We start from the raw sequence: 23,194 nt of genomic DNA on the forward strand, positions 1-23,194 counted from the left end.
CTCATCGGCGGGTTTTTTATTTGCAGCTAACGCTTAGATCGCGCCACGCTGACGCAGCAGATCCAGCACTTGCTTGACGCTTTCTTCCAGCGACAGCGACTGGGTGTCGACCACGAGGTCGGCGTCCAGCGGCACGTCGTACGGGAAGGAATCGCCCGGGATGTTATCCCCGGCCGCCGCGTACAGGCCTTGTGGGTCACGCTCGGCACAGACCGTCGGCGAGGCCTGGACGTAGACCGTCAGCAGACGCTCCTTGCCGATCAGGTCCCTGGCCTGCTCACGACCTTCGGCATTCGGCGCAACGAAGGCTGCCAAGGTCAACAAACCGGCCTCGTTGAACTGACGCGCGACGTGAGCCGCACGACGCCAGTTCTCGGTACGCCCGGCACGGTCCTGTGGCAGACCTTTGTTCAGGTCGTGACGCAGGTTCTGACCATCGAGTACAAACACCGCACGGCCCATGTCGAACAGCTTGCGTTCAACCGCGTAAGCCAAGGTGCTTTTACCCGCGCCCGACAAACCGCTGAACAACACGGTGGCCGGTTGCTGGCCGAAGCGCTGGGCGCGTTCTTCGGTGGCAACGTGAGCCAGTTTGCCGTGATGCGTGCTGGTGCCATGGCTCAACGGCTGAGCGATGATCATGCCGGCCGCAACGGTACCATTGGTCAAACGATCGATGACGATGAACGAACCGGTGGTGCGGTTGCTCGCGTAACCGTCCAGCGCGATGGCCGCGTCGAGGCTGATCTTGACCCGACCGATCTCGTTCAGATGCAACGAACTGGCCGGACCTTCTTCCAGGGTGTTCACGTCAACGCGGTTGACGATGCTGGTGATCGAACCCGGCACGTAAGTGGTGGCGCGCTTGATGTCGTATTTCTTGCCCGGCAGCATCGGCTCTTCAGCCATCCACACCAGCATGGCGTCGAAGGCATCAGTCACTTGCGGCTGGTTATCGGCGTGCACCAGCAAGTCACCGCGGGAGATGTCGATCTCGTCTTCCATGGTCAGCGTGACAGCCTGACCTGGACCGGCGTGCTCCAACTCACCTTCGAAGGTGACGATGGATTTCACGCGGCTGCTCTTGCCCGACGGCAGCACAACGACTTCGTCGCCCTTGTGCACGACGCCGCTGGCCAGGGTACCGGCGAAACCACGGAAGTTCAGGTTCGGACGGTTGACGTACTGCACCGGGAAACGCAGGTCGGTGTAGTTGCGGTCGTTGGCGATCTCGACGGTTTCAAGAATTTCCATCAGCGACTGGCCGGTGTACCACGGCGAGCGCTCGGACTTGTTCACCACGTTGTCGCCCTTCAGCGCCGACATCGGCACGAAGGCCATGGTGCTCGGTTTGAACGCGATGCCTTCGGCGAACTTCAGGTAATCGGCCTTGATCGACTCGAAGACTGTTTCGTCGAAGCCGTTGAGGTCCATCTTGTTGATGGCGACAACGATGTGCTTGATGCCGAGCAACGAGGCAATGAAGCTGTGGCGACGGGTCTGGGTCTGCACGCCGTAACGGGCATCGACCAGGATGATCGCCAGGTCACAGGTGGACGCACCGGTGGCCATGTTGCGGGTGTACTGCTCATGGCCAGGGGTGTCGGCGATGATGAATTTGCGTTTGGCGGTGGAGAAATAACGGTAAGCGACATCGATGGTGATGCCCTGCTCCCGCTCGGCCTGCAGACCGTCGACCAGCAATGCCAGGTCGATGTCATCGCCGGTGGTGCCGACTTTTTTCGAATCGCGGGTAATGGCTTCCAGGTGATCTTCGTAGATCATTTTGGAGTCGTGCAGCAGGCGCCCGATCAGGGTGCTCTTGCCGTCGTCGACGTTGCCACAGGTAAGAAAGCGCAGCATTTCCTTGCGTTCGTGCTGGCCCAGATAGGCGAGGATGTCCTCGCTGATCAACTCAGATTGATGCGACATGACAACCCCTTAGAAATAACCCTGACGTTTCTTTTCTTCCATCGAGCCGGCGCCATCGTGATCGATGACTCGGCCCTGGCGTTCGGAAGTTCGCGTCAGGAGCATTTCCTGAATGATGTCGGTCAGGCTGATGGCCTCGGACTCGACCGCACCGGTCAACGGGTAGTCGCCGAGTGTACGGAAACGGACCTTCTTCTTGACGATACGCGCCTTGTCTTCATCGCTCAGGTGATTGAGCAGACGTTCGTCGTCAATCATGATCCAGGTGCCATTCATCTCGATGACGTCGCGCTCGGCGGCGAAATACAACGGCACAATCGGGATGCCTTCGAGGTAGATGTACTGCCAGATGTCCAGTTCGGTCCAGTTCGACAAAGGGAACACGCGGATCGATTCGCCCTTGTTGACCTTGCCGTTGTAGACGTTCCACAACTCGGGACGCTGGTTTTTCGGGTCCCAGCGGTGCTTGGTGTCGCGGAAGGAGTACACGCGCTCTTTGGCACGGGACTTCTCTTCGTCACGACGGGCACCACCAAATGCGGCATCGAAACCGTACTTGTCGAGGGCCTGCTTGAGGCCTTCGGTTTTCATGATGTCGGTGTGTTTGGCGCTGCCGTGGGTCAGCGGGTTGATGCCCTGCGCGACGCCATCGGGGTTCACGTGCACGATCAGGTCCAGGCCGAGTTCTTCGACCATGCGGTCGCGGAACGCGTACATTTCCTTGAACTTCCACCGGGTGTCGACGTGCATCACCGGGAACGGCAGTTTGCCCGGGAAGAATGCTTTGCGCGCAAGGTGCAGCATCACGGCAGAGTCTTTACCGACGGAGTACAGCATCACCGGGTTATCGAACTCGGCGGCGACCTCGCGGATGATGTGGATGCTTTCGGCCTCCAGCTGTTTTAGATGCGTCAGTTTGTCGACCATGGCTACTCACGAAAACGATCTTATGGACGGCCAGCGGGCCGTGTTCGAGCGGGGAATCCTAGCACAGCGACCTCTTCTAATCAGGACACCGACTAGATCGAAAGGGTATATGAATATACCCCCGCGTTTGGGCACCATGCCCCCTGTAGGAGCGAGCGGTGCGGCGGCCTCGCTCCTACGGGGGACAACGATGTCAGATGGGGTTCGGGCAATCGATGAAGATGTGCTCAAGGGCAAAACGCCGCGCCAGATAATCCCCCAGCGCCTGAACGCCATAGCGCTCGGTGGCGTGGTGGCCGGCGGCGATGAAGCTGATGTTGTTTTCCCGGGCACTGTGGAAGGTCTGCTCGGACGCCTCACCGCTGAGGTACAAGTCGACGCCCGCCAGCACGGCCTGATCGATATATCCCTGACCGCCACCGGTGCACCAGCCAACGCGGCGGATCATCTCGCTGCCTTCAATCAGTAACGGCTCGCGCCCCATGACTTCTTGTACGCGACGGGCAAAATCACGGGGCGTCACCGGCTCGCTCAATGAACCGACCAGGCCGATCACTTTGAGGTTGTCCGGGTCCAGCGGGCCTTCAACGGTGATGTCCAGCTGACGTGCCAACTGCACGTTATTGCCGACTTCCGGGTGCAGATCCAGCGGCAGATGGTAGGACAACAGGCTGATATCGTGCTTGAGCAGGGTTTTCAACCGACGCTGCTTCATGCCGGTGATGCACGGATTCTCGCCCTTCCAGAAGTAGCCGTGATGCACCAGCACCAGATCGGCATTGGCTTCCACAGCGGCGTCGAGCAAAGCCTGGCTGGCGGTGACGCCACTGACGATGCGCATCACCTGCGGCCTGCCTTCGACCTGCAACCCGTTGGGGCAGTAATCGGCAATCTTTGCACTGCTAAGGTAACGGTCGGCTTCTTCGACCAGGGTGCTCAGGGCGACGGCCATAAAAGACTCCTAAATATCCCGTTCAGAGGCACGCTTCGCCTCGTATAATGCGCGACATTATGGGCGGTCTCATACCGCCTGCAACCTCTCAGGACGTGCTTAATGCTCAAGGCGCTGCGTTTTTCCGGCTGGCCGCTGTTGGCCGGCGTGCTTATCGCTCTATTGATAATCCAGCGTTACCCGCAGTGGGTCGGGCTCCCAAGCCTCGACGTCAACATGCAGCAAGCCCCGCAAACCACCACGATGCAACAAGGCCCCGTGTCCTATGCCGACGCGGTGACCACGGCGGCGCCATCGGTGGTCAACCTGTACACCACCAAAGTCATCAACAAACCGAACCATCCGCTGTTCGAGGACCCGCAGTTCCGCCGCTTCTTCGGCGACAACTCGCCGAAACAGAAGCGCATGGAATCGAGCCTCGGCTCCGGCGTGATCATGAGCCCGGAAGGTTACCTGCTGACCAACAACCATGTGACCAGCGGTGCCGACCAGATTGTGGTGGCGCTCAAGGACGGTCGTGAAACCCTGGCCCGAGTGATCGGCAGCGACCCGGAAACCGACCTTGCGGTACTGAAAATCGATCTGAAAAACCTGCCATCGATCACGGTCGGGCGCTCCGACAACATCCGCATCGGCGACGTAGCCCTGGCCATCGGTAACCCGTTCGGTGTCGGCCAGACCGTGACCATGGGCATCATCAGCGCCACCGGGCGTAATCAGCTGGGCCTGAACAACTACGAAGACTTCATCCAGACCGACGCCGCGATCAACCCAGGCAACTCCGGCGGTGCGCTGGTGGATGCCAACGGCAACCTGACCGGCATCAACACGGCGATTTTCTCCAAGTCCGGCGGCTCCCAGGGCATCGGTTTCGCGATCCCGGTGAAACTGGCCATGGAAGTGATGAAGTCGATCATCGAACACGGCCAGGTCATTCGCGGCTGGCTCGGTATCGAAGTGCAGCCGTTGACTCAGGAACTGGCGGAATCGTTTGGTCTGTCGGGACGTCCGGGCATTGTGGTCGCGGGAATTTTCCGCGACGGTCCGGCGCAGAAGGCCGGCCTGCAATTGGGTGACGTGATTCTCAGCATCGACGGCGAGCCGGCTGGCGATGGTCGCCGCTCGATGAACCAGGTCGCGCGGATCAAGCCGACCGACAAGGTCACGGTCCAGGTGATGCGCAACGGCAAAGAGCTCAAGCTGACCGCAGAGATCGGTTTGCGTCCGCCACCGGCGCCGGTCAAAGAGAAAGCAGAAGAGTAAGTGACTGATCGTTCCACTCCGCGTGGGAATGCCGCCATGGACGCTCTGCGCCCACTGTGACGCGGAGCGTCACGGGATGCATTCCCACGCGGAGCATGGGAACGATCAGCGAGTAACGTTACAGGTCGCCGAGGCCGTCAATCAGTGCCTGATTCTGCTCCGGCGTGCCAATGCTGATCCGCAGGAACTGCGCAATCCGCTCCTGCTTGAAATGCCGAACAATCACGCCTTGCTCGCGCAATTTCGCTGCCAGCCCCGCCGCATCATGCTTCGGATGACGGGCGAAAATGAAATTCGCCGCCGACGGCAGCACTTCAAAGCCCTTCGCTTCCAATTGCACAACGACCTGTTTACGATTCTCGATGACCAACCGGCAGGTCTTGTCGAAGTACTCACGATCTTCAAACGCTGCGGCTGCACCGACATTCGCGAGACGATCCAGCGGATAAGAGTTGAAGCTGTTCTTGATCCGCTCCAGCGCCTCGATCAGGTCCGGATGCCCCACCGCCAGACCCACTCGCAGGCCCGCCAGTGAACGGGATTTGGACAGGGTCTGGGTCACCAGCAGGTTCGGGTAACGGTCCACCAGGCTGATCGCCGTCTCACCTCCGAAGTCGATGTAAGCCTCATCAACCACGACCACCGTATCCGGGCTGGCCTTGAGGATTTGCTCCACGGCATCCAGCGCCAACAGGCAGCCCGTCGGTGCATTCGGATTCGGGAAGATGATCCCGCCGTTCGGCTTGGCGTAGTCCGCCGGGTTGATCTGGAACTGCTCGTCCAGCGGCACCGCGTCGAAGGTGATGCCATACAAGCCGCAGTAAACCGGATAGAAGCTGTAGCTGATGTCCGGGAACAGCAGCGGCTGATCGTGTTGCAGCAAACCGTGAAAGATGTGCGCCAGGACTTCATCGGAACCGTTGCCGAGGAACACCTGATTGCTCTGTACGCCGTAGTACTTGGCGACCGCTTGCTTGAGCAGGTCGCTGTTCGGGTCCGGGTACAGACGCAGGTCGTCATTGAGTTCGGTCTGCATCGCCGCCAAGGCTTTTGGCGATGGGCCGTACGGGTTTTCGTTGGTGTTGAGCTTCACCAGTTTCGCCAGTTTGGGCTGCTCGCCCGGCACGTAAGGCACCAGATTCTTGACGAACGGGCTCCAGAATTTACTCATGCTCAGTTCCCCTGCCCTTGTGAAAAGTCTTCGTCGAGGATGCGGTATTCGGCGCTGCGGGCGTGAGCGGTCAGCGACTCGCCACGGGCCAGCACGGAAGCGGTTTTGCCCAGTTCCGACGCACCCTGCTCGGAGCAGAAGATGATCGACGAACGTTTCTGGAAGTCGTACACGCCCAACGGCGACGAGAATCGCGCGGTGCCGGAAGTCGGCAACACGTGGTTCGGACCGGCGCAGTAGTCGCCCAAGGCTTCGGAGGTGTGGCGGCCCATGAAGATCGCGCCGGCGTGGCGGATCTTCGGCAGCCAGGCCTGCGGATCAGCAACGGACAACTCAAGGTGTTCCGGCGCAATGCGGTTGGCCACTTCGATGGCTTGGTCCATGTCACGAACCTTGATCAGCGCGCCACGACCGTTGATCGAGGTTTCAATGATCTCGGCACGCTCCATGGTCGGCAGCAGTTTGGCGATGCTGGCGGCGACCTTGTCGAGGAACTCGGCGTCTGGGCTGACCAGAATCGCTTGGGCGTCTTCGTCGTGCTCGGCTTGGGAGAACAGGTCCATGGCAATCCAGTCCGGATCGGTCTTGCCGTCGCACACCACGAGGATTTCGGAGGGGCCGGCGATCATGTCGATGCCGACCTGGCCAAACACATGGCGCTTGGCCGTGGCGACATAGATGTTGCCAGGACCGACCACCTTGTCGACCTTCGGCACGCTTTCGGTGCCGTAAGCCAGTGCGGCGACCGCTTGCGCGCCGCCGATGGTGAACACGCGGTCGACGCCAGCGATGCAGGCTGCAGCCAGCACCAGTTCGTTGATTTCACCGCGAGGAGTCGGCACCACCATGACCACTTCGGTCACGCCGGCCACCTTGGCCGGAATTGCGTTCATTAGAACCGAGGAAGGATAAGACGCCTTGCCACCCGGTACATACAGGCCGGCGCGATCCAGCGGCGTGACCTTCTGGCCTAGCACGGTACCGTCGGCTTCGGTGTAGCTCCAGGAATCCTGTTTCTGTTTCTCGTGATAGATGCGTACTCGAGTCGCGGCTTTTTCCAGCGCTTCACGCTGAGGCACGGTGATTCGGGTCAGGGCCAGTTCCAGACGTTCGCGAGGCAGGATCAGGTCCGCCATGGACGCGACTTGCAGGCCGTCGAACTTCTGGGTGAACTCCACCAGCGCGGCATCGCCACGCTCGCGCACAGCCTTGATGATGTCCAGCACCCGCTGATTGACCGAGTCGTCAGACACACTTTCCCAGCTCAGCAGATGATCCAGATGATGTGCGAAATCCGGGTCAGCAGCGTTGAGTCGGCGAATTGCAGTCGGTGCGGTCATAGCGAGAGCCTCATAGGAATGGCAAAAAACTCAGGTGCCGTAAGCTAGCAGCCGATCCGCTTGGGCACCTGAGAATTCTGGCTATGAGGCGGATAGACGGGCGCGACTTAACGTCGCGCAGGTGAATCAGCCGCGGTGTCGAGACTCCACTGCCTTGCGCAGGGTGTCGATCAACGCCTGGATACGGGCGTGCTGCATTTTCATCGAAGCTTTGTTGACGATCAGCCGGGAGCTGATGTCGGCAATGAAATCCTGGGGTTCCAGGCCATTGGCGCGCAGGGTGTTGCCGGTGTCGACCACGTCGATGATCTTGTCCGCCAGACCGATCAGTGGCGCCAGTTCCATCGAGCCGTAAAGCTTGATGATGTCGACCTGGCGGCCCTGTTCGGCGTAGTAGCGCTTGGCAACGTTGACAAACTTGGTCGCCACCCGCAAACGGCCCTTGGGATCGACATCGCCGACACGGCCAGCGGTCATCAGCTTGCAGAGGGCAATTCGCAGGTCTAAAGGCTCGTACAAACCTTGGCCGCCATATTCCATCAGCACATCTTTACCGGCGACGCCCAGGTCAGCGGCACCATGCTCGACGTACGTCGGCACATCGGTGGCGCGCACGATCAGCAGCCGCACATCGGCCTGAGTCGTGGGGATGATCAGCTTGCGGCTCTTGTCCGGATTCTCGGTCGGCACGATGCCCGCTTCAGCCAGAAGCGGCAGGGTGTCGTCAAGGATGCGGCCCTTGGACAGTGCGATGGTCAACATGGGAAACGTCAGTCCTTATCAAGGTACTCATGCCCGGTCGCAAATGGCGCCGAACACACACCGAGGGTGAAGCACCCTCGACTTGAAGCGAAATCAACGGGCACGTCCTTGCGCCCATAAAGCAGAAACTAGCCCGGTACGCGGCGGATCTTGGCGCCGAGCATCTGCAGTTTCTCTTCGATGCACTCGTAACCACGGTCGATGTGGTAGATGCGGTCGATCAGGGTGTCACCTTCAGCGATCAGCGCCGAGATCACCAGGCTGGCCGAAGCACGCAGGTCGGTGGCCATGACTGGCGCGCCTTTCAGCTTCTCGGTACCGGTGACGATGGCAGTGTTGCCTTCGACCTGGATCTTGGCGCCCATGCGGTGCAGTTCGTAAACGTGCATGAAGCGGTTCTCGAAGATCGTCTCGATCACGGCACCGGTGCCTTCGGCAATGGCGTTGAGGGAGATGAACTGCGCTTGCATGTCAGTCGGGAACGCCGGGTACGGAGCGGTCCGCACGTTGACGGCTTTTGGCCGCTTGCCGTGCATGTTCAGCTCGATCCAGTCTTCGCCGCAGGTGATTTCCGCGCCCGATTCCTTGAGTTTCTCAAGAACGGCTTCGAGGATGGTCGGATCAGTGTCCTTGACCTTCACACGACCGCCGGTCACGGCAGCGGCGACCAGGTAGGTGCCGGTTTCGATACGGTCAGGCATCACTTTGTAAGTGGTCGGGTGCAGACGCTCGACGCCATCGATGGTGATGGTGTCGGTGCCGGCACCAGTGATCTTGGCGCCCATGGCGATCAGGAAGTTCGCCAGGTCGATGACTTCAGGTTCGCGAGCGGCGTTTGCCAGAACGCTGCGGCCCTTGGCCAGAGCGGCCGCCATCATGATGTTTTCGGTACCGGTCACGCTGACGGTGTCGAAGAAGAAGTGCGCACCGCGCAGGCCGCCTTCAGGCGCCTTGGCCTTGATGTAGCCGCCTTCGACGTCAATGACCGCGCCCATGGCTTCGAGGCCACGGATGTGCAGGTCAACCGGACGCGAACCAATGGCGCAACCGCCAGGCAGTGCGACTTCGGCCTCACCGAAACGTGCAACCATCGGGCCCAGCACCAGAATCGACGCACGCATGGTTTTAACCAGTTCGTACGGTGCGATCAGGGTCTTGATGGTACGCGGATCGATTTCGACGCTCAGCTTCTCGTCGATCACCGGCTCAATGCCCATGCGACCGAACAGTTCGATCATGGTGGTGATGTCGTGCAGGTGCGGCAGGTTGGCAACGGTAACCGGGCCATCGCACAGCAGGGTTGCAGCCAGGATCGGCAGGGCAGAGTTCTTTGCCCCGGAGATGCGGATTTCGCCATCAAGACGAACGCCACCGGTAATAATCAATTTATCCATAAGAATCTCGACGCCCTTGGGCTCAGGTGCGCTCGGCCCAGGCCGCGCTGCTGAAAAATTTCATAGTGACCGCATGGATGCTGCCATCGGTGATCCATGGGTTCAAATGGGCATAGATCTGCTGCTGACGCTTCACCGGGCTCAACGCCGCCAGTTCATCGCTAATCACGTTCAGCTGAAAGTTGCAGCCTTCGCCCTCAACTTCTACCAACGTTCCGGGCAGCTTTCCTTCAAGGAAGCTCTTCACTTCTACGGCCTGCATGCTCAACCTCAATCGGCGCCCTGTGCGCGCGGGTCGGACATCATACAAAAAAGCCCCGCGCCTGCGAACCCCGCGAAGCAGGACTCTGACGGGGGGCTTCTTTATTGATGCTGGTTAGGGATGCGCCAACAGCTCGGTCAATTCGCTGACCTGAGCGATTTCGCGCATATCTTCTGGCATCCCACGGATGCTCAACGCCTTGCCGGCCTCCTCTGCATCACGCATGAAGCACAGCAGCAGCGACAAGCCGACACTGCTGGACTTCAACACCGCCGAGCAATCGACCAACAGTGCAGCGGCCTTGCTGGACTTGATCAGCGCCTGCCCCTGCTTGCGCAAGCCCGGGCCGGTGCGGTAATCCAGCATGCCGCTAAGCGTCAGCTCGCCGGATTCGCTCATGCGAATGGCCGACACACTCATTGAGCTTGCGTCTCAGTGGTTTGCTTCTGGCTGGCTTCCTTGGCTTTGGCGACTTCCCCGGCCCAACCATTGATGGTCTTGTCCAAGTCGTTACCATTGCGCTGCATCGCATCAGCGAACTGATCACGGAACAGCTTGCCAATGTTGATGCCGTTGATGATCACGTTGCGCAGTTTCCACTCACCATTGATCTTTTCGAGTGTGTAAGACACAGGATAGATCGCGCCGTTGGTGCCTTTGACCCTCATGGCGACGCTTGTACGGTCTCCCGACTCATCCTTGGCAGGGTCGACGACGATCCCCTGATTGTTGTACTCGAGCAACGCGTTGCCATAGAACTGGAACAGACCCCTTTTGAAGTTTTCTTCAAAGGTCTTCATCTGCGCAGGTGTGGCTTTGCGTGAAAACTTGACCGTCATGATGCTTTTGGAAATGCCCTCGGCATCCACCACAGGCCCGACGATTGTGTTCAGCGCCGTATAAAAGTCTTGCGGGTCTTGCTTGTACTTCTCTTTATTGGCCGACAGATCGGCCAGTAACCGGCTGGTGGTGTCCTGCACGATATCGTGCGCCGAGGGCGCTGCCACTGCGTTAGCCATCAACGGCAGGGCCGCGAGTAATACCAACAGGCCACGTCGCAAGGTAGAGATCATTCAAAAGCTCCTTATTTGGCGTCTTTACTAACGGTATTGAGCAGAAATTTACCGATCAGATCCTCAAGTACCAACGACGACTGCGTGTCGTGGATGGTTGAACCATCCTTGAGCAAGGTTTCTTCCCCGCCTACGCTGATACCGATGTACTTCTCGCCCAACAGGCCAGCGGTCAGGATAGATGCAGTGGAGTCAGTCGGCAGGTTATCTACGCGTTTTTCCAGCTGCATGGTCACTCGACCGGTGAAACTGTCGCGGTCCAGATCGATCGCCGTGACCTTGCCGATGGTCACACCGGCCATGGTCACTTTAGCTCTGACAGTCAAACCGGCGATATTGTCGAAATACGCATAAGTTTTATAAGTATCGGTGGTTGCGCTCGGGGACAGGCCACTCACCCGCAACGCCAGCAACAGCAAAGCCAGGATGCCAGCCAGCAAGAAAAGGCCGACACCGATTTCCAGGGTGCGGTTTTGCATCAGAAATCTCCAAACATCAAGGCGGTCAGAATAAAGTCCAGGCCGAGTACAGCCAAAGAGGCGTACACCACGGTCTTGGTAGTGGCACGACTGATCCCCTCGGAAGTGGGCTCGCAGTCATAGCCTTGAAATACAGCGATCCAAGTCACGACAAAGGCGAAAACGATGCTTTTGATGATGCCGTTGAGCACATCATCAGCAAAGGTCACGCTGTTCTGCATGTTGGACCAGTAGGAACCTTCATAGACACCCAGCCAGTCGACGGCCACCCACGAACCACCCCAGATTCCCACCACGCTGAAGATAATCGCCAGCACCGGCAGGGAAATGAAGCCGGCCCACAGGCGCGGGGCAATGATGTACTTGAGCGGGTCGACACCAATCATTTCCAGACTGGACAACTGCTCGGTGGACTTCATGTTGCCGATTTCGGCAGTCAACGCCGAACCGGCGCGCCCGGCGAACAACAATGCCGTGACCACGGGGCCCAGTTCGCGCAACAGCGTCAGCGCAACCATCTGCCCGACCGCCTGCTCCGAACCGTAGCTGGATAGAATATTGAAGCCTTGCAGCGCCAGCACCATGCCGATGAATACCCCGGAGACCACGATGATCACCAGAGACATCACGCCCACTGAATGCAGTTGCTTGATCAGCAGGCCAAAACCGCCACCAATGCCACCACGGCCGAGCAAGGCATGAAACAGGAATATCGCCGAACGACCGAACACCCCCAGCACGTCAATGCCAGAGTGGCCGAACCGGCGAACCCGTTCTATTAGTGAAATCTTGCGCATCAACGCTTCCCCAGAAGATCTGCGCGGTAATCCGTCGCTGGAAAGTGATAGGCGACCGGACCGTCCGGCTCGCCTGTCATGAATTGACGGATGCGTGGTTCCTGCGAGTTCATCAGTTCCTCGGGAGTGCCCTGCCCCAACACCTGGCCTTCGCCGACGACATAGATGTAATCGGCGATGCTCGCAGTCTCGGCCAGATCGTGGGAGACCACGATACTGGTGATGCCCAGCGCATCGTTGAGCAGGCGGATCAGGCGCACCAGCACGCCCATGGCGATGGGGTCCTGGCCGACAAAGGGCTCGTCGTACATGAGGATTTGCGGATCAAGGGCAATCGCCCGGGCCAGAGCGACACGACGCTTCATGCCGCCGGACAACTCGTCAGGCATCAGGTCGATGGCGCCACGCAAGCCCACGGCCTGCAATTTGAGCAGGACAATGTCACGGATCATTTCTTCCGGCAGTTCGGTATGAACGCGTAGCGGAAAGGCGACGTTCTCGAACACGTCGAGATCGGTGAACAGTGCACCACTCTGAAAAAGCACGCCCATGTGCTTGCGCGCATCGAATAGATCACTGCGCGACAGCTTCGGCAGGTTCTGCCCGTTGACCCAGACTTCGCCTTTGGTGGGCCGCAACTGTGCACCCATCAGCCGCAACAGCGTAGTCTTGCCACACCCGGAAGGCCCCATGATGCCGGTGACCTTGCCGCGCGGGATACGTATATCGACGTTATTGAAAATGCTGCGCGCACCGCGCTTGAAGGTCAGTCCCTTCAGCTCGACCGCGTAGGCTTTATCGGCACTCATCTAAACTCCTTGCGATGCAGCCTCTCACTCGGACGCCTGACTTTCTGACGAAAGCACATCCCTCCCGGGCAGGCCGAACTGGCGGCGAACTATATCACTGCAAAGGCCAAGCGCCCAAGGCCCAAGCCGGGCCATCTTCAGCAACATGACAGGGCAAAAGCTTCTATTGAGGGGTATTCGGTAACAGGGAACGACAAAGCGCGACGAACTTGCGTGAGGGTTTCGATCATTACCGTTATAATCGCCGCCTTTTCATCAGGCTATACGATTTCTGACATGAGCCAATCCAGCGACCTGATTCAATCTGCTCAACGCACCATCCGCCTCGAACTGGAAGCCGTACAAGGCTTGCTGCCCCATATCGACGCAGATTTCGTACGCGCTTGCGAGATGATTCTGGCCAGCAAAGGCCGCGTGGTCGTGGTCGGCATGGGCAAATCCGGGCACATCGGCAACAAGATCGCCGCCACCCTGGCCAGCACCGGCACCACGGCCTTTTTCGTGCACCCGGCCGAAGCCAGCCACGGCGACATGGGCATGATCACCCGCGACGACATCATCCTGGCGCTGTCGAACTCCGGCTCCACCAATGAAATCGTCACCCTGCTGCCACTGATCAAGCGTCTGGGCATTCAATTGATCAGCATGACCGGCAACCCGGAATCACCACTGGCAAAGGCTGCCGAGGTCAACCTCAACGTGCACGTCGAGCACGAAGCCTGCCCGCTTAACCTGGCACCGACCTCGTCGACCACTGCCGCGCTGGTCATGGGCGACGCTCTTGCCGTTGCGCTGCTGGAAGCCCGCGGTTTTACCGCTGAAGATTTCGCCTTTTCCCACCCCGGTGGCGCGCTTGGCCGACGCCTGCTGCTGAAAGTGGAAAACGTCATGCACGCCGGGCAAGAGCTGCCGCACGTTCAACGCGGCACTCTGCTCAAGGACGCATTGATGGAAATGACCCGCAAGGGCCTGGGCATGACCGTGATTCTTGAAGCCGATGGCAAACTCGCCGGGATCTTCACCGACGGCGACCTGCGCCGCACCCTGGACCGTGCCATCGATATCCATCACGCGACCATCGACGAGGTCATGACCGTTCACGGCAAGACCGCCCGTCCCGAGATGCTCGCGGCCGAGGCTCTGAAAATCATGGAAGACCATCGAATCAACGCGCTGGTGGTGGTGGACAAGGAGGACCGTCCGATCGGCGCCTTCAACCTCTCTGATCTGCTGCGCGCAGGAGTAATGTGATGAGCACCGACCTGTTGCAACGCGGCAAGAACATCAAGCTGGCGATTTTCGACGTCGATGGCGTACTGACCGACGGACGCCTGTACTTCCTTGAAGACGGCAGCGAATTCAAGTCTTTCAACACTCTCGACGGCCAAGGCATCAAGATGTTGATGGCAGCGGGCGTGCAGACCGCTATCATCAGCGGCCGCAAGACCCCGGTGGTCGAGCGACGAGCGAAGAACCTCGGCATTCCACACCTGTACCAGGGGCACGAAGACAAACTGGTGGTGCTCGACGAGCTTCTTGCCCAACTCAACCTAAGCTATGAGCAAGTCGCCTATCTCGGCGACGACCTGCCGGACCTGCCGGTGATTCGCCGCGTCGGCCTGGGCATGGCGGTGGCCAACGCTGCCAGTTTCGTCCGTGAACACGCCCACGGCATCACCCAGGCTCGTGGTGGCGAGGGTGCCGCTCGCGAATTCTGCGAATTGATCCTGCGCGCCCAGGGCCGCCTCGATGCGGCCAACGCTGCGTACCTGTGAGCCAACTATGCTGAGCAAAAAGATTCGCAAATTCCTGGTGTTTGGTTGCATCGCAGCGATATTCGCGGCGGTCGGCTACTGGAACATCAGTCCGGAACGCTTCCTCGACCAGCCAGTGGCAAAGGTCGATGAAACCGCGATCGACTATTACGCGGTCAACGCCCACAGCGTGCAGTACCTGCCGGACGGCAAACTGCAATACGAAATGACGTCCGACAAGGTCGAACACCTTAAGGCGACCGAAGTAACGTTGTTGACCAATCCCGACCTGAACATGTTCCGCGGCACCGAGTTTCCCTGGCACGTCCAAAGCGAGCACGGCGAAGTGAACCCCGACGGCACTCAGGTCGAACTGATTGACTCGGTGCGCATCACACGCTTCGACGAGAAAAACCGCAAGACTCTGATTACCACCACCCGCATGACAGTGTTCCCGCAGCAGCAATATGCGCAGACCGAGCAACCCGTTAGAATCGACGGCGCTGGTGGTGTGTCGACTGGCAAGGGAATGAAAGCGTATTTGAAAGAAAGCAGGATACACCTGCTATCTAACGTAAGAGGACAGTATGAGGCTCGTTAAAACCCTCCCTATTTTGCTCAGTCTGGGCGCAGCACTGGGAAGCGTGAGCGCCTGGGCTCTGCCGAACGATCAAGAGCAGCCTATCCGCATCCAGGCCGACGACGCCCAGCTGGACGACAAGAACGGCATCGCCACCTATAAAGGTGACGTGATCATTACTCAGGGCTCGTTGAAGGTTACCGGCAACACCGTAACCATCACCCGCACCCCGACTGGCGACATCGACGTGATGACTTCGGTGGGCAACCTCGCCTACTTCGAGCAACTGCAAACTGCGGGCGATACCAAGCCGGTTCAGGGTTACGGGGTAACGATCCAGTACCACGCTGCGCAAAACCGCGTCGTGCTGATCGATCGCGCCAAAGTCATCGATAAGGACAACAACGTCACCCAAGGCGAGAAAATCGTCTACGACACGGTCAAAAAGCTCGCGAGCGCCGGTCGCGCCACCGGCAACAAGGTCACCGAGGCGCGTCCGCGCATCGACATGGTGATCCAGCCGAAGAAGAAAACCGACGAGCAAAAGGCCCAGTAATGGCAACTCTGAAAGCTCAGCATTTGGCGAAGAGCTACAAGAGCCGTCAGGTCGTGCGTGACGTCAGCCTGTCGATCGACAGCGGTCAGATCGTCGGCCTGCTAGGCCCCAACGGCGCCGGCAAGACCACCTGTTTCTACATGATTGTCGGTCTGGTACAAGCCGACCAGGGCCGCGTACTGATTGACGATCTGGATGTCAGCCACCAGCCTATGCACGGTCGTGCTAAGGCCGGTATTGGCTATCTTCCGCAAGAAGCATCGATCTTCCGCAAACTCTCGGTAGCCGACAACATCATGGCAATCCTCGAGACCCGCAAGGAGCTCGACAAGAACAGTCGTCGCAAGGAGTTGGAAAGCCTATTGCAGGAATTCCACATCAGCCACATCCGCGACAACCTCGGCATGAGTCTGTCCGGCGGTGAACGCCGCCGCGTGGAAATCGCCAGGGCACTGGCCACCAACCCGAAATTCATTCTCCTCGACGAACCATTCGCCGGTGTGGACCCGATTTCGGTGGGCGACATCAAGCAGATCATCTATCACCTCAAGGCCAAGGGCATTGGTGTGCTGATCACTGACCACAACGTCCGTGAAACCCTGGATATCTGCGAAACCGCCTACATCGTCAACGATGGCCAGCTGATAGCCGAAGGTGACTCTGCCACCATCCTGGCCAACGACCTGGTCAAGGAAGTGTATCTGGGTCATGAGTTCCGCTTGTAAGCACTGAGGTGCCTGGCTAGTCGATCGAGTGCTCGTCTCGATAAAAATGAATACTTTTTTATTGTTACAGCGCTCTAGGCAAACGTTGCGGTTTCAGGCATATAATTTGCTTATGTTTGGCGCTCCGGCGTCCTGTAGTGGATGGCGCATGTGCGCCGGCGAATAAGGTGTTAAGCCCCTGCCATGAAACCATCGCTAGTCTTGAGAATGGGCCAGCAGCTGACGATGACACCGCAGCTGCAACAGGCCATCCGCCTGCTCCAATTGTCGACCCTGGACCTGCAACAGGAAATCCAGGAGGCCCTGGAGTCCAATCCGATGCTCGAACGCCAGGAAGAAGGCGACGACTTCGATAACGCTGACCCCTTGGCCGACAAAGCGGAACAGCCACCCAACGCCGACGTTTCTGAACCCTCCTACCAGGAAACCGCCCCGACGGTGGACAACCTCGAGGAAGGCGACTGGAACGAGCGCATTCCCAACGAACTGCCCGTCGATACCGCGTGGGAAGACGTCTACCAGACCAGCGCCAGCAGCCTGCCGAGCAACGATGACGACGAGTGGGATTTCACCACCCGTACATCGGCCGGCGAAAGCCTGCAAAGCCACTTGCTGTGGCAACTGAACCTGGCACCGATGTCCGACACTGATCGCCTGATTGCCGTGACCCTGATCGACTGCATCAACAATCAGGGCTACCTGGACGAAACCCTCGAGGAGATTCTCGAAGCCTTCGATCCGGAACTGGACATCGAACTGGACGAAATCGAAGCTGTCCTGCACCGCATCCAGCAATTCGAACCCGCTGGCATCGGCGCCCGTAACCTGGGCGAATGCCTGCTGCTGCAACTGCGTCAGTTGTCCGCCAAGACTCCTTGGCTGGTCGAAGCCAAACGCCTGGTCACCGATTACATCGACCTGCTCGGCAGCCGCGATTACAGCCAGCTGATGCGTCGCATGAAGCTCAAGGAAGATGAGCTGCGCCAAGTGATTGAACTGGTCCAGAGCCTCAACCCGCGCCCAGGCTCGCAAATCGAGTCCGGCGAAGCCGAATACGTCGTTCCCGACGTGATCGTACGCAAGGACAACGAGCGCTGGCTGGTGGAACTGAACCAGGAATCCGTGCCGCGACTGCGGGTCAATGCTCAATACGCCGGTTTCGTACGCCGCGCCGACACCAGCGCCGACAACACCTTCATGCGCAATCAGTTGCAAGAGGCCCGCTGGTTCATCAAAAGCCTGCAAAGCCGCAACGAAACCCTGATGAAAGTAGCCACTCAGATCGTCGAGCATCAGCGCGGCTTTCTTGAATACGGCGACGAAGCCATGAAACCGCTGGTCCTGCATGACATCGCCGAAGCGGTGGGCATGCACGAGTCGACGATTTCTCGGGTGACCACGCAGAAATTCATGCATACCCCACGGGGCATATATGAACTGAAATACTTTTTCTCAAGTCACGTCAGCACCTCTGAGGGCGGTGAATGCTCGTCTACAGCGATCCGCGCGATCATCAAAAAACTGGTTGCCGCGGAAAATCAGAAAAAGCCGTTGAGTGACAGCAAGATCGCTGGTTTACTGGAGGCACAAGGCATTCAGGTGGCTCGCCGCACCGTCGCCAAGTACCGCGAATCCCTCGGGATCGCGCCTTCGAGCGAACGCAAGCGGTTGATGTAGAGCCACGCCACAGCGTTCCAGTGGCAGGCATTTCTGCCTGCCGCTTTATGCACTGGCAACGAAGGAGAGCTGTATGCAAGTCAACATCAGTGGACACCAACTGGAAGTGACCGAACCTCTTCGCACCTACATCGGCGAAAAACTCGAACGATTAGAGAGGCATTTCGACAAGATCACCAACGTGCAAGTCACGATGACGGTCGAAAAGCTCAAGCAGAAAATCGAAGCCACGCTGCATATTCCCGGCAATGAAGTGGTCGCAAACGCGGAGCATACCGATATGTACGCGGCTATCGACGCACTGACTGACAAGCTGGATAAACAACTCAAAAAGCATAAGGAAAAGACCCAAAGCCTCCTCCAGGGCGCGACCGGTCGTTAACACTCCCAACCCATGATCCGACTTGAAAGCATCCTGACCCCCGGCCGTTCCCTCGTGAACGTGCCGGGCGGCAGTAAAAAGAAAGCCCTCGAGCAAATTGCCAACCTTATCCATAAAGAAGTGCCGGATCTGGAGATGCAAGATGTCTTCGAGGCTCTGATTGCCCGTGAAAAACTCGGTTCCACCGGTTTTGGCAACGGCATCGCCATTCCCCACTGTCGCCTGAAGGGCTGCAACTCGCCCATCAGTGCCTTGATGCACCTTGATGCCCCCATCGATTTCGACGCCATCGACGGCGCCCCGGTTGACCTGCTGTTCGTTCTGCTGGTCCCGCAAGCCGCCACCGATGCGCACCTGGAGCTACTGCGCCAGATCGCCAGCATGCTCGATCGCAAGGAAGTGCGCGAAAAACTGCGCAGCGCCCCGAGCAATGAAGCCTTGTATCAGGTCGTCCTGGACGAGCAAAACGGTCAGTAATCATGCGTTTGATCATCGTCAGTGGCCGCTCCGGCTCAGGTAAAAGTACCGCGCTCGATGTTCTCGAGGACAACGGCTACTACTGCATCGACAACCTTCCCGCCGGCCTGCTGCCGGAACTGGCCGAACGCGCGTTGATTCACACCGAGCTGGCACAACCGCTGGTTGCCGTATCCATCGATGCGCGTAACTTGCCAAGTCACTTGTCGCGGTTTCCCGAACTGCTGGAAGAAGTGCGCAGCCGGCATATCCAGTGCGATGTGCTTTATCTGGACGCCGATGAAGAAACCTTGCTCAAACGCTTCTCGGAAACCCGCCGGCGCCACCCTCTGAGCAATGCCAATCGCTCGCTGGCCGAAGCCATCAACGATGAAACCAGCCTGCTCGGGCCGATTGCCGACCTCGCCGATCTCAAAGTAAACACCACCAACCTGAACCTGTATCAGCTGCGCGATACCATCAAGCTGCGCCTGCTGAACCAGCCGGAGCCCGGTACTGCGTTTCTGGTGGAGTCTTTTGGTTTCAAGCGTGGCATGCCGGTGGACGCCGATCTGGTGTTCGACGTGCGTTGCCTGCCCAATCCCTATTGGAAGCCGGAGTTGCGCGATCATTCCGGGCTCGATCAACCGGTCGCCGAGTACCTGGCGGCGCAGCCGGATGTCGAAGAGATGTTCCAGGACATTTCCACGTACTTGCTCAAATGGCTGCCACGCTTCGCCGCCAGCAACCGTGCTTATGTCACCATTGCCATTGGCTGCACCGGTGGACATCACCGCTCCGTCTACCTGACCGAACGTCTGGGTCAGGCCCTGCAAAAAACCCTGAAGAACGTCCAGGTTCGCCACCGCGACCTCAGCTAAAGGATTCACACCGCGATGCCTGCTCTGGAAATTGAAATCATCAACAAACTGGGTTTGCATGCCCGTGCTTCTGCGAAATTCGTTGGCGTCGCCGGTGAGTTCAAAGATTGCACGATTCGGGTCGGACGTACTCCCGAGTCCATGGTAGACGGAAAAAGCATCATGGCGATGATGATGCTCGCTGCCGGCAAGGGAACAATAATTCACCTGAGTACCGAAGGTGAGCAGGCTGACGAAGCCTTGCAGGCTTTGGTGGATTTGATCAAGGACTACTTCGGCGAAGGTGGTTAAGCACTCGCCTAGGCGAGCGCCGTATCCATCACCATCATCAAACAAAACCCGATCAGCAGCCCAAGACTTGCAAGCTTGTCGTGACCATTGCGGCGCGACTCGGGAATGACTTCATGGGTGACGACCAGCAACATTGCCCCGGCTGCCAGTGTCAACCCCAAGGGCAACAACAATTCCGCCAGGCTCACCAGCCAGGCACACAACAGCGCGAAGACCGGCTCGACCAACCCTGAAGCAGCACCGATCAGGAACGTCTTGACCCGCGACAGCCTCCACCCGCCGACACACCAACCGCCCTGCTTTCGGGGATGTTGTGCGCGATGATGGCAAACAAAAACACTAGAAACGCGGTGGAATCACGGGCCGTTCCAGGGTGCCGACCCACATTTGCGGACTCGCTCCGGAGACCTTTCGATCCACCAGAAACAGCCCGAACGCACCCACCATGATGCCGAAACTGATCAGTCCGCTGGCCGCCCAAGGCGTCAGCCCCAGGTTTTCAGCGGCGGAGATCCCGGGAACGATTGCGCAACGGATCTGGCGACTCATCCAGCGCCAGATTTCAAGGTAAGGCTGCTCGTGCAAGGCAGAACTCATGATCTGGGCTCATTCGGTAATGAGAACCAAAACAATCCCGAGAAAATCAACGCACAAAAAAGGCGCGCCGCCCAACGATGGGTGGCGCGCCTTTTTGCGTAACGGTTAAGCGTTAGCTACCCGCTACCGTCATCCGTTCGATCAGCACCGAACCTGTGCGAATGTTGCTGCGCAATTCCAGGTCATTACCCACCGCAACGATCTGTTTGAACATGTCACGCATGTTGCCAGCGATGGTCACTTCCTGGACCGCAAACTGGATTTCCCCATTTTCGACCCAGTAACCCGCCGCGCCACGGGAGTAATCGCCAGTGACCATGTTCAGGCCCTGGCCCATCAATTCTGTGACCAGCAGGCCGCGACCCATGCGTCGCAGCAAGGCTGCCTGGTCTTCGTCGCCATGGGTGACGAACAGGTTGTGCACCCCGCCGGCATTGGCGGTGCTCGGCATCCCGAGCTTACGGCCGGAGTACGTGCCGAGAATGTATGACACCAACTCGCCTTTTTCGACGAACGGTTTAGCGTAGGTCGCCAAACCGTCGCCATCGAACGCAGAACTGCCCATCGCACGCATCAAGTGCGGACGCTCATCGAGGGTCAGCCATTCCGGGAACAACTTCTGCCCCAGCGTGCCTTCAAGGAACGACGATTTGCGATACAGACTGCCGCCAGAAATCGCCGAGAGGAAACTGCCAAACAAACCACCGGCCAGTTCCGCGGAAAACAGCACCGGCACTTCGCAGGTCGGCACCGGACGCGCACCCAGACGGCTCGCCGCCCGTTGCGCGGCACGCTGGCCGATGCTCACCGGGTCGGCCAGCAAGGTGCCCTGACGGTTCACGTCGTACCAGTAATCGCGCTGCATCTGGCCGTCGGCCTCGGCGATCATCACGCAGCTCAAGCTGTGACGAGTCGACGCGTAACCGCCGATGAAACCGTGACTGTTGCCGTAAACACGGCAGCCTTGGTGGGTGCTGAGGGTGGTGCCGTCGGCGTTCTTGATCCGGCTGTCGGTGGCAAACGCCGCCGCTTCGCAGCTCAGAGCCATTTCGATGGCTTGCTCGGGGGTGATGTCCCATTGGTGGAACAGGTCGAAATCCTGTAGATCCTTGGCCATCAACGCGGCATCCGCCAGGCCCGAAGCTTCGTCTTCCGAAGTGTGCTTGGCGATGGCCAATGCGGCGGCGACAGTTTCGCGAATCGCCTCCGGACCGCTGGCCGACGTGCTGGCCGAGCCTTTGCGCTGGCCAGCGTACAAGGTGATGCCAAAACCCTGATCGCGGTGGAATTCGACGGTTTCGACTTCACGCTGACGCACCGTGGTCGACAGGCCCTGCTCCAGGGACACCGCCACTTCACAGGCACTGGCACCCTGGCGCTTGGCTTCAGCGATGATCTGCTCGACTTGTTCTTGCAGTGCCGGCAACGCTTGTGGGCCGACGCTTTCAACTGCACTCATGCTGTTCTCCACTCAAATTCTGCTTTCGGCTGGGGCCTTCGAGCGACCGGGCCGGACAAGCGGCCCCCGACTGGTTATCATGGCGGCGTTTCTTTGCGGACTGCCACCATGGTTGATTCTTACGACGACTCCCTCGATACGGGAGAAAAAAGCAAAACCCAGGTTAAACGCGAGCTTCATGCTCTGGTTGACCTTGGCGAGCGCCTGACAACACTCAAGCCTGACTTGCTGGCAAAACTGCCGTTGACCGACGCTTTGCGCCGGGCCCTGGCCGATGCTTCCAAGCACACCGCGAATATCGCGCGTAAACGGCACCTTATGTTCATCGGCAAACTGATGCGCGATCAGGACATTGACGCCATTCTGACTTTGCTCGATCAACTCGATGCCTCCACTCGGCAGTACAACGAACGTTTCCATGGCCTGGAACGCTGGCGCGATCGCTTGATCGCTGGCGACGACGGCGTTCTGGAGAAGTTCGTCATCGACTACCCGGAGGCTGATCGTCAGCAATTGCGCTCCCTGATCCGTCAGGCCCAGCACGAACTGGCGACCAACAAGCCACCGGCATCGAGCCGTAAAATCTTCAAGTACATCCGTGAGCTGGACGAGACTCAACGCGGTCTGCGTTAAATCTCGAATCGGGTGAGCTGCATTGCAGTTCACCCGAAGCTC

The 23,194-nt window shown here is 58.8% G+C and carries 26 protein-coding genes and 2 pseudogenes; 12 read left to right on the forward strand and 16 right to left on the reverse strand.

Going from position 1 to position 23,194, the window contains the following annotated elements; genetic code table 11:
• Nucleotides 1–33 precede the first annotated feature (33 nt).
• The 3 genes from cysN to ACYZT0_RS21270 form a co-directional block, all read right to left on the reverse strand.
• Nucleotides 34–1,932 (reverse strand): sulfate adenylyltransferase subunit CysN, encoded by a 1,899-nt coding sequence (gene cysN / locus ACYZT0_RS21260; protein ID WP_462042874.1) that lies wholly within the window; start codon nt 1,930–1,932, stop codon nt 34–36.
• Nucleotides 1,933–1,941: 9 nt separating this feature from the next.
• Entirely contained in the window at nt 1,942–2,859 is a 918-nt protein-coding gene (gene cysD / locus ACYZT0_RS21265; protein ID WP_283182974.1) for a sulfate adenylyltransferase subunit CysD, read from the reverse strand.
• A gap of 193 nt (nt 2,860–3,052) precedes the next feature.
• Nucleotides 3,053–3,811, reverse strand: a complete 759-nt coding sequence (locus ACYZT0_RS21270; RefSeq protein ID WP_462042875.1) for a Nif3-like dinuclear metal center hexameric protein — start codon at nt 3,809–3,811, stop codon at nt 3,053–3,055.
• Between the two features lie 102 nt (nt 3,812–3,913).
• Here ACYZT0_RS21270 and algW point away from each other — a divergent pair, with 102 nt between their 5' ends.
• Nucleotides 3,914–5,074 carry a Do family serine endopeptidase AlgW gene (gene algW / locus ACYZT0_RS21275; RefSeq protein WP_462042876.1) on the forward strand — a complete coding sequence of 387 codons (1,161 nt, stop codon included), beginning with the start codon at nt 3,914–3,916 and terminating at the stop codon, nt 5,072–5,074.
• 118 nt (nt 5,075–5,192) lie between these two features.
• Here the strand turns inward: algW and hisC are convergent, their stop codons facing one another.
• The 10 genes from hisC to ACYZT0_RS21325 form a co-directional block, all read right to left on the reverse strand.
• Nucleotides 5,193–6,245: a histidinol-phosphate transaminase gene (gene hisC / locus ACYZT0_RS21280; protein ID WP_462042877.1), complete on the reverse strand. Its 1,053-nt coding sequence runs from the start codon at nt 6,243–6,245 to the stop codon at nt 5,193–5,195.
• Nucleotides 6,246–6,247: 2 nt separating this feature from the next.
• Nucleotides 6,248–7,585 (reverse strand): histidinol dehydrogenase, encoded by a 1,338-nt coding sequence (hisD, locus tag ACYZT0_RS21285; RefSeq protein ID WP_462042878.1) that lies wholly within the window; start codon nt 7,583–7,585, stop codon nt 6,248–6,250.
• A gap of 126 nt (nt 7,586–7,711) precedes the next feature.
• Nucleotides 7,712–8,347: an ATP phosphoribosyltransferase gene (gene hisG / locus ACYZT0_RS21290; protein ID WP_462042879.1), complete on the reverse strand. Its 636-nt coding sequence runs from the start codon at nt 8,345–8,347 to the stop codon at nt 7,712–7,714.
• A gap of 128 nt (nt 8,348–8,475) precedes the next feature.
• A complete protein-coding gene (murA, locus tag ACYZT0_RS21295; protein WP_046045865.1) occupies nt 8,476–9,741 on the reverse strand; it encodes a UDP-N-acetylglucosamine 1-carboxyvinyltransferase in 1,266 nt (421 codons plus the stop codon).
• A 22-nt stretch (nt 9,742–9,763) separates the two neighbouring features.
• Nucleotides 9,764–10,003 carry a BolA family protein gene (locus ACYZT0_RS21300; RefSeq protein ID WP_007912386.1) on the reverse strand — a complete coding sequence of 80 codons (240 nt, stop codon included), beginning with the start codon at nt 10,001–10,003 and terminating at the stop codon, nt 9,764–9,766.
• Nucleotides 10,004–10,117: 114 nt separating this feature from the next.
• Nucleotides 10,118–10,423: an STAS domain-containing protein gene (locus ACYZT0_RS21305; RefSeq protein WP_462042880.1), complete on the reverse strand. Its 306-nt coding sequence runs from the start codon at nt 10,421–10,423 to the stop codon at nt 10,118–10,120.
• On the reverse strand, nt 10,420–11,076 hold the full coding sequence (locus ACYZT0_RS21310; RefSeq protein ID WP_462042881.1) for an MlaC/ttg2D family ABC transporter substrate-binding protein: 657 nt from the start codon (nt 11,074–11,076) through the stop codon (nt 10,420–10,422). The genes ACYZT0_RS21305 and ACYZT0_RS21310 overlap by 4 nt, the downstream gene beginning before the upstream one ends.
• Nucleotides 11,077–11,087: 11 nt before the next feature.
• Nucleotides 11,088–11,555, reverse strand: a complete 468-nt coding sequence (gene mlaD, locus ACYZT0_RS21315; RefSeq protein WP_131061201.1) for an outer membrane lipid asymmetry maintenance protein MlaD — start codon at nt 11,553–11,555, stop codon at nt 11,088–11,090.
• Nucleotides 11,555–12,352, reverse strand: a complete 798-nt coding sequence (gene mlaE / locus ACYZT0_RS21320; protein ID WP_347803526.1) for a lipid asymmetry maintenance ABC transporter permease subunit MlaE — start codon at nt 12,350–12,352, stop codon at nt 11,555–11,557. Before mlaE ends, mlaD begins: the two co-directional genes overlap by 1 nt.
• Nucleotides 12,352–13,161: an ATP-binding cassette domain-containing protein gene (locus ACYZT0_RS21325; RefSeq protein ID WP_059403257.1), complete on the reverse strand. Its 810-nt coding sequence runs from the start codon at nt 13,159–13,161 to the stop codon at nt 12,352–12,354. The genes mlaE and ACYZT0_RS21325 overlap by 1 nt, the downstream gene beginning before the upstream one ends.
• Before the next feature lie 276 nt (nt 13,162–13,437).
• Here ACYZT0_RS21325 and ACYZT0_RS21330 point away from each other — a divergent pair, with 276 nt between their 5' ends.
• The 10 genes from ACYZT0_RS21330 (at nt 13,438) to ACYZT0_RS21375 (ending at nt 20,463) form a co-directional block, all read left to right on the forward strand.
• Nucleotides 13,438–14,412 carry a KpsF/GutQ family sugar-phosphate isomerase gene (locus tag ACYZT0_RS21330; RefSeq protein ID WP_462042882.1) on the forward strand — a complete coding sequence of 325 codons (975 nt, stop codon included), beginning with the start codon at nt 13,438–13,440 and terminating at the stop codon, nt 14,410–14,412.
• Nucleotides 14,412–14,936 (forward strand): KdsC family phosphatase, encoded by a 525-nt coding sequence (locus tag ACYZT0_RS21335; protein WP_462042883.1) that lies wholly within the window; start codon nt 14,412–14,414, stop codon nt 14,934–14,936. The genes ACYZT0_RS21330 and ACYZT0_RS21335 overlap by 1 nt, the downstream gene beginning before the upstream one ends.
• Nucleotides 14,937–14,943: 7 nt before the next feature.
• Nucleotides 14,944–15,516 (forward strand): LPS export ABC transporter periplasmic protein LptC, encoded by a 573-nt coding sequence (lptC, locus tag ACYZT0_RS21340; protein ID WP_462042884.1) that lies wholly within the window; start codon nt 14,944–14,946, stop codon nt 15,514–15,516.
• Nucleotides 15,503–16,051: a lipopolysaccharide transport periplasmic protein LptA gene (gene lptA / locus ACYZT0_RS21345; RefSeq protein WP_462042885.1), complete on the forward strand. Its 549-nt coding sequence runs from the start codon at nt 15,503–15,505 to the stop codon at nt 16,049–16,051. Before lptC ends, lptA begins: the two co-directional genes overlap by 14 nt.
• On the forward strand, nt 16,051–16,776 hold the full coding sequence (gene lptB / locus ACYZT0_RS21350; RefSeq protein ID WP_462042886.1) for an LPS export ABC transporter ATP-binding protein: 726 nt from the start codon (nt 16,051–16,053) through the stop codon (nt 16,774–16,776). Before lptA ends, lptB begins: the two co-directional genes overlap by 1 nt.
• 183 nt (nt 16,777–16,959) lie before the next feature.
• The gene (locus tag ACYZT0_RS21355; RefSeq protein WP_462042887.1) at nt 16,960–18,453 is read left to right on the forward strand and encodes an RNA polymerase factor sigma-54; all 1,494 of its coding nucleotides are present in this window, start codon (nt 16,960–16,962) and stop codon (nt 18,451–18,453) included.
• Nucleotides 18,454–18,526: 73 nt separating this feature from the next.
• The gene (hpf, locus tag ACYZT0_RS21360) at nt 18,527–18,835 is read left to right on the forward strand and encodes a ribosome hibernation-promoting factor, HPF/YfiA family (protein ID WP_007941242.1); all 309 of its coding nucleotides are present in this window, start codon (nt 18,527–18,529) and stop codon (nt 18,833–18,835) included.
• Nucleotides 18,836–18,847: 12 nt separating this feature from the next.
• Entirely contained in the window at nt 18,848–19,312 is a 465-nt protein-coding gene (gene ptsN / locus ACYZT0_RS21365; protein WP_131061210.1) for a PTS IIA-like nitrogen regulatory protein PtsN, read from the forward strand.
• A gap of 2 nt (nt 19,313–19,314) precedes the next feature.
• On the forward strand, nt 19,315–20,172 hold the full coding sequence (gene rapZ / locus ACYZT0_RS21370; protein WP_282375087.1) for an RNase adapter RapZ: 858 nt from the start codon (nt 19,315–19,317) through the stop codon (nt 20,170–20,172).
• Between the two features lie 15 nt (nt 20,173–20,187).
• Nucleotides 20,188–20,463, forward strand: coding sequence for an HPr family phosphocarrier protein (locus ACYZT0_RS21375; protein WP_282375086.1), 276 nt, complete (start codon nt 20,188–20,190; stop codon nt 20,461–20,463).
• An 8-nt stretch (nt 20,464–20,471) separates the two neighbouring features.
• Here ACYZT0_RS21375 and ACYZT0_RS21380 read toward each other — a convergent pair.
• The 3 genes and pseudogenes from ACYZT0_RS21380 to pmbA form a co-directional block, all read right to left on the reverse strand.
• Nucleotides 20,472–20,988: pseudogene (locus ACYZT0_RS21380) on the reverse strand (ZIP family metal transporter); the annotation flags it as partial.
• Nucleotides 20,980–21,060, reverse strand: a pseudogene (locus ACYZT0_RS21385) (FagA protein); the annotation flags it as partial. The pseudogenes ACYZT0_RS21380 and ACYZT0_RS21385, both read right to left, overlap by 9 nt.
• A gap of 112 nt (nt 21,061–21,172) precedes the next feature.
• Nucleotides 21,173–22,519, reverse strand: coding sequence for a metalloprotease PmbA (gene pmbA, locus ACYZT0_RS21390; RefSeq protein ID WP_462042888.1), 1,347 nt, complete (start codon nt 22,517–22,519; stop codon nt 21,173–21,175).
• A 108-nt stretch (nt 22,520–22,627) separates the two neighbouring features.
• On the opposite strand from pmbA, the gene yjgA reads away from it, so the two are divergent.
• Entirely contained in the window at nt 22,628–23,152 is a 525-nt protein-coding gene (gene yjgA, locus ACYZT0_RS21395; RefSeq protein WP_462042889.1) for a ribosome biogenesis factor YjgA, read from the forward strand.
• Nucleotides 23,153–23,194: the final 42 nt, after the last annotated feature.

Source organism: Pseudomonas sp. ZS1P83, from assembly GCF_054897825.1.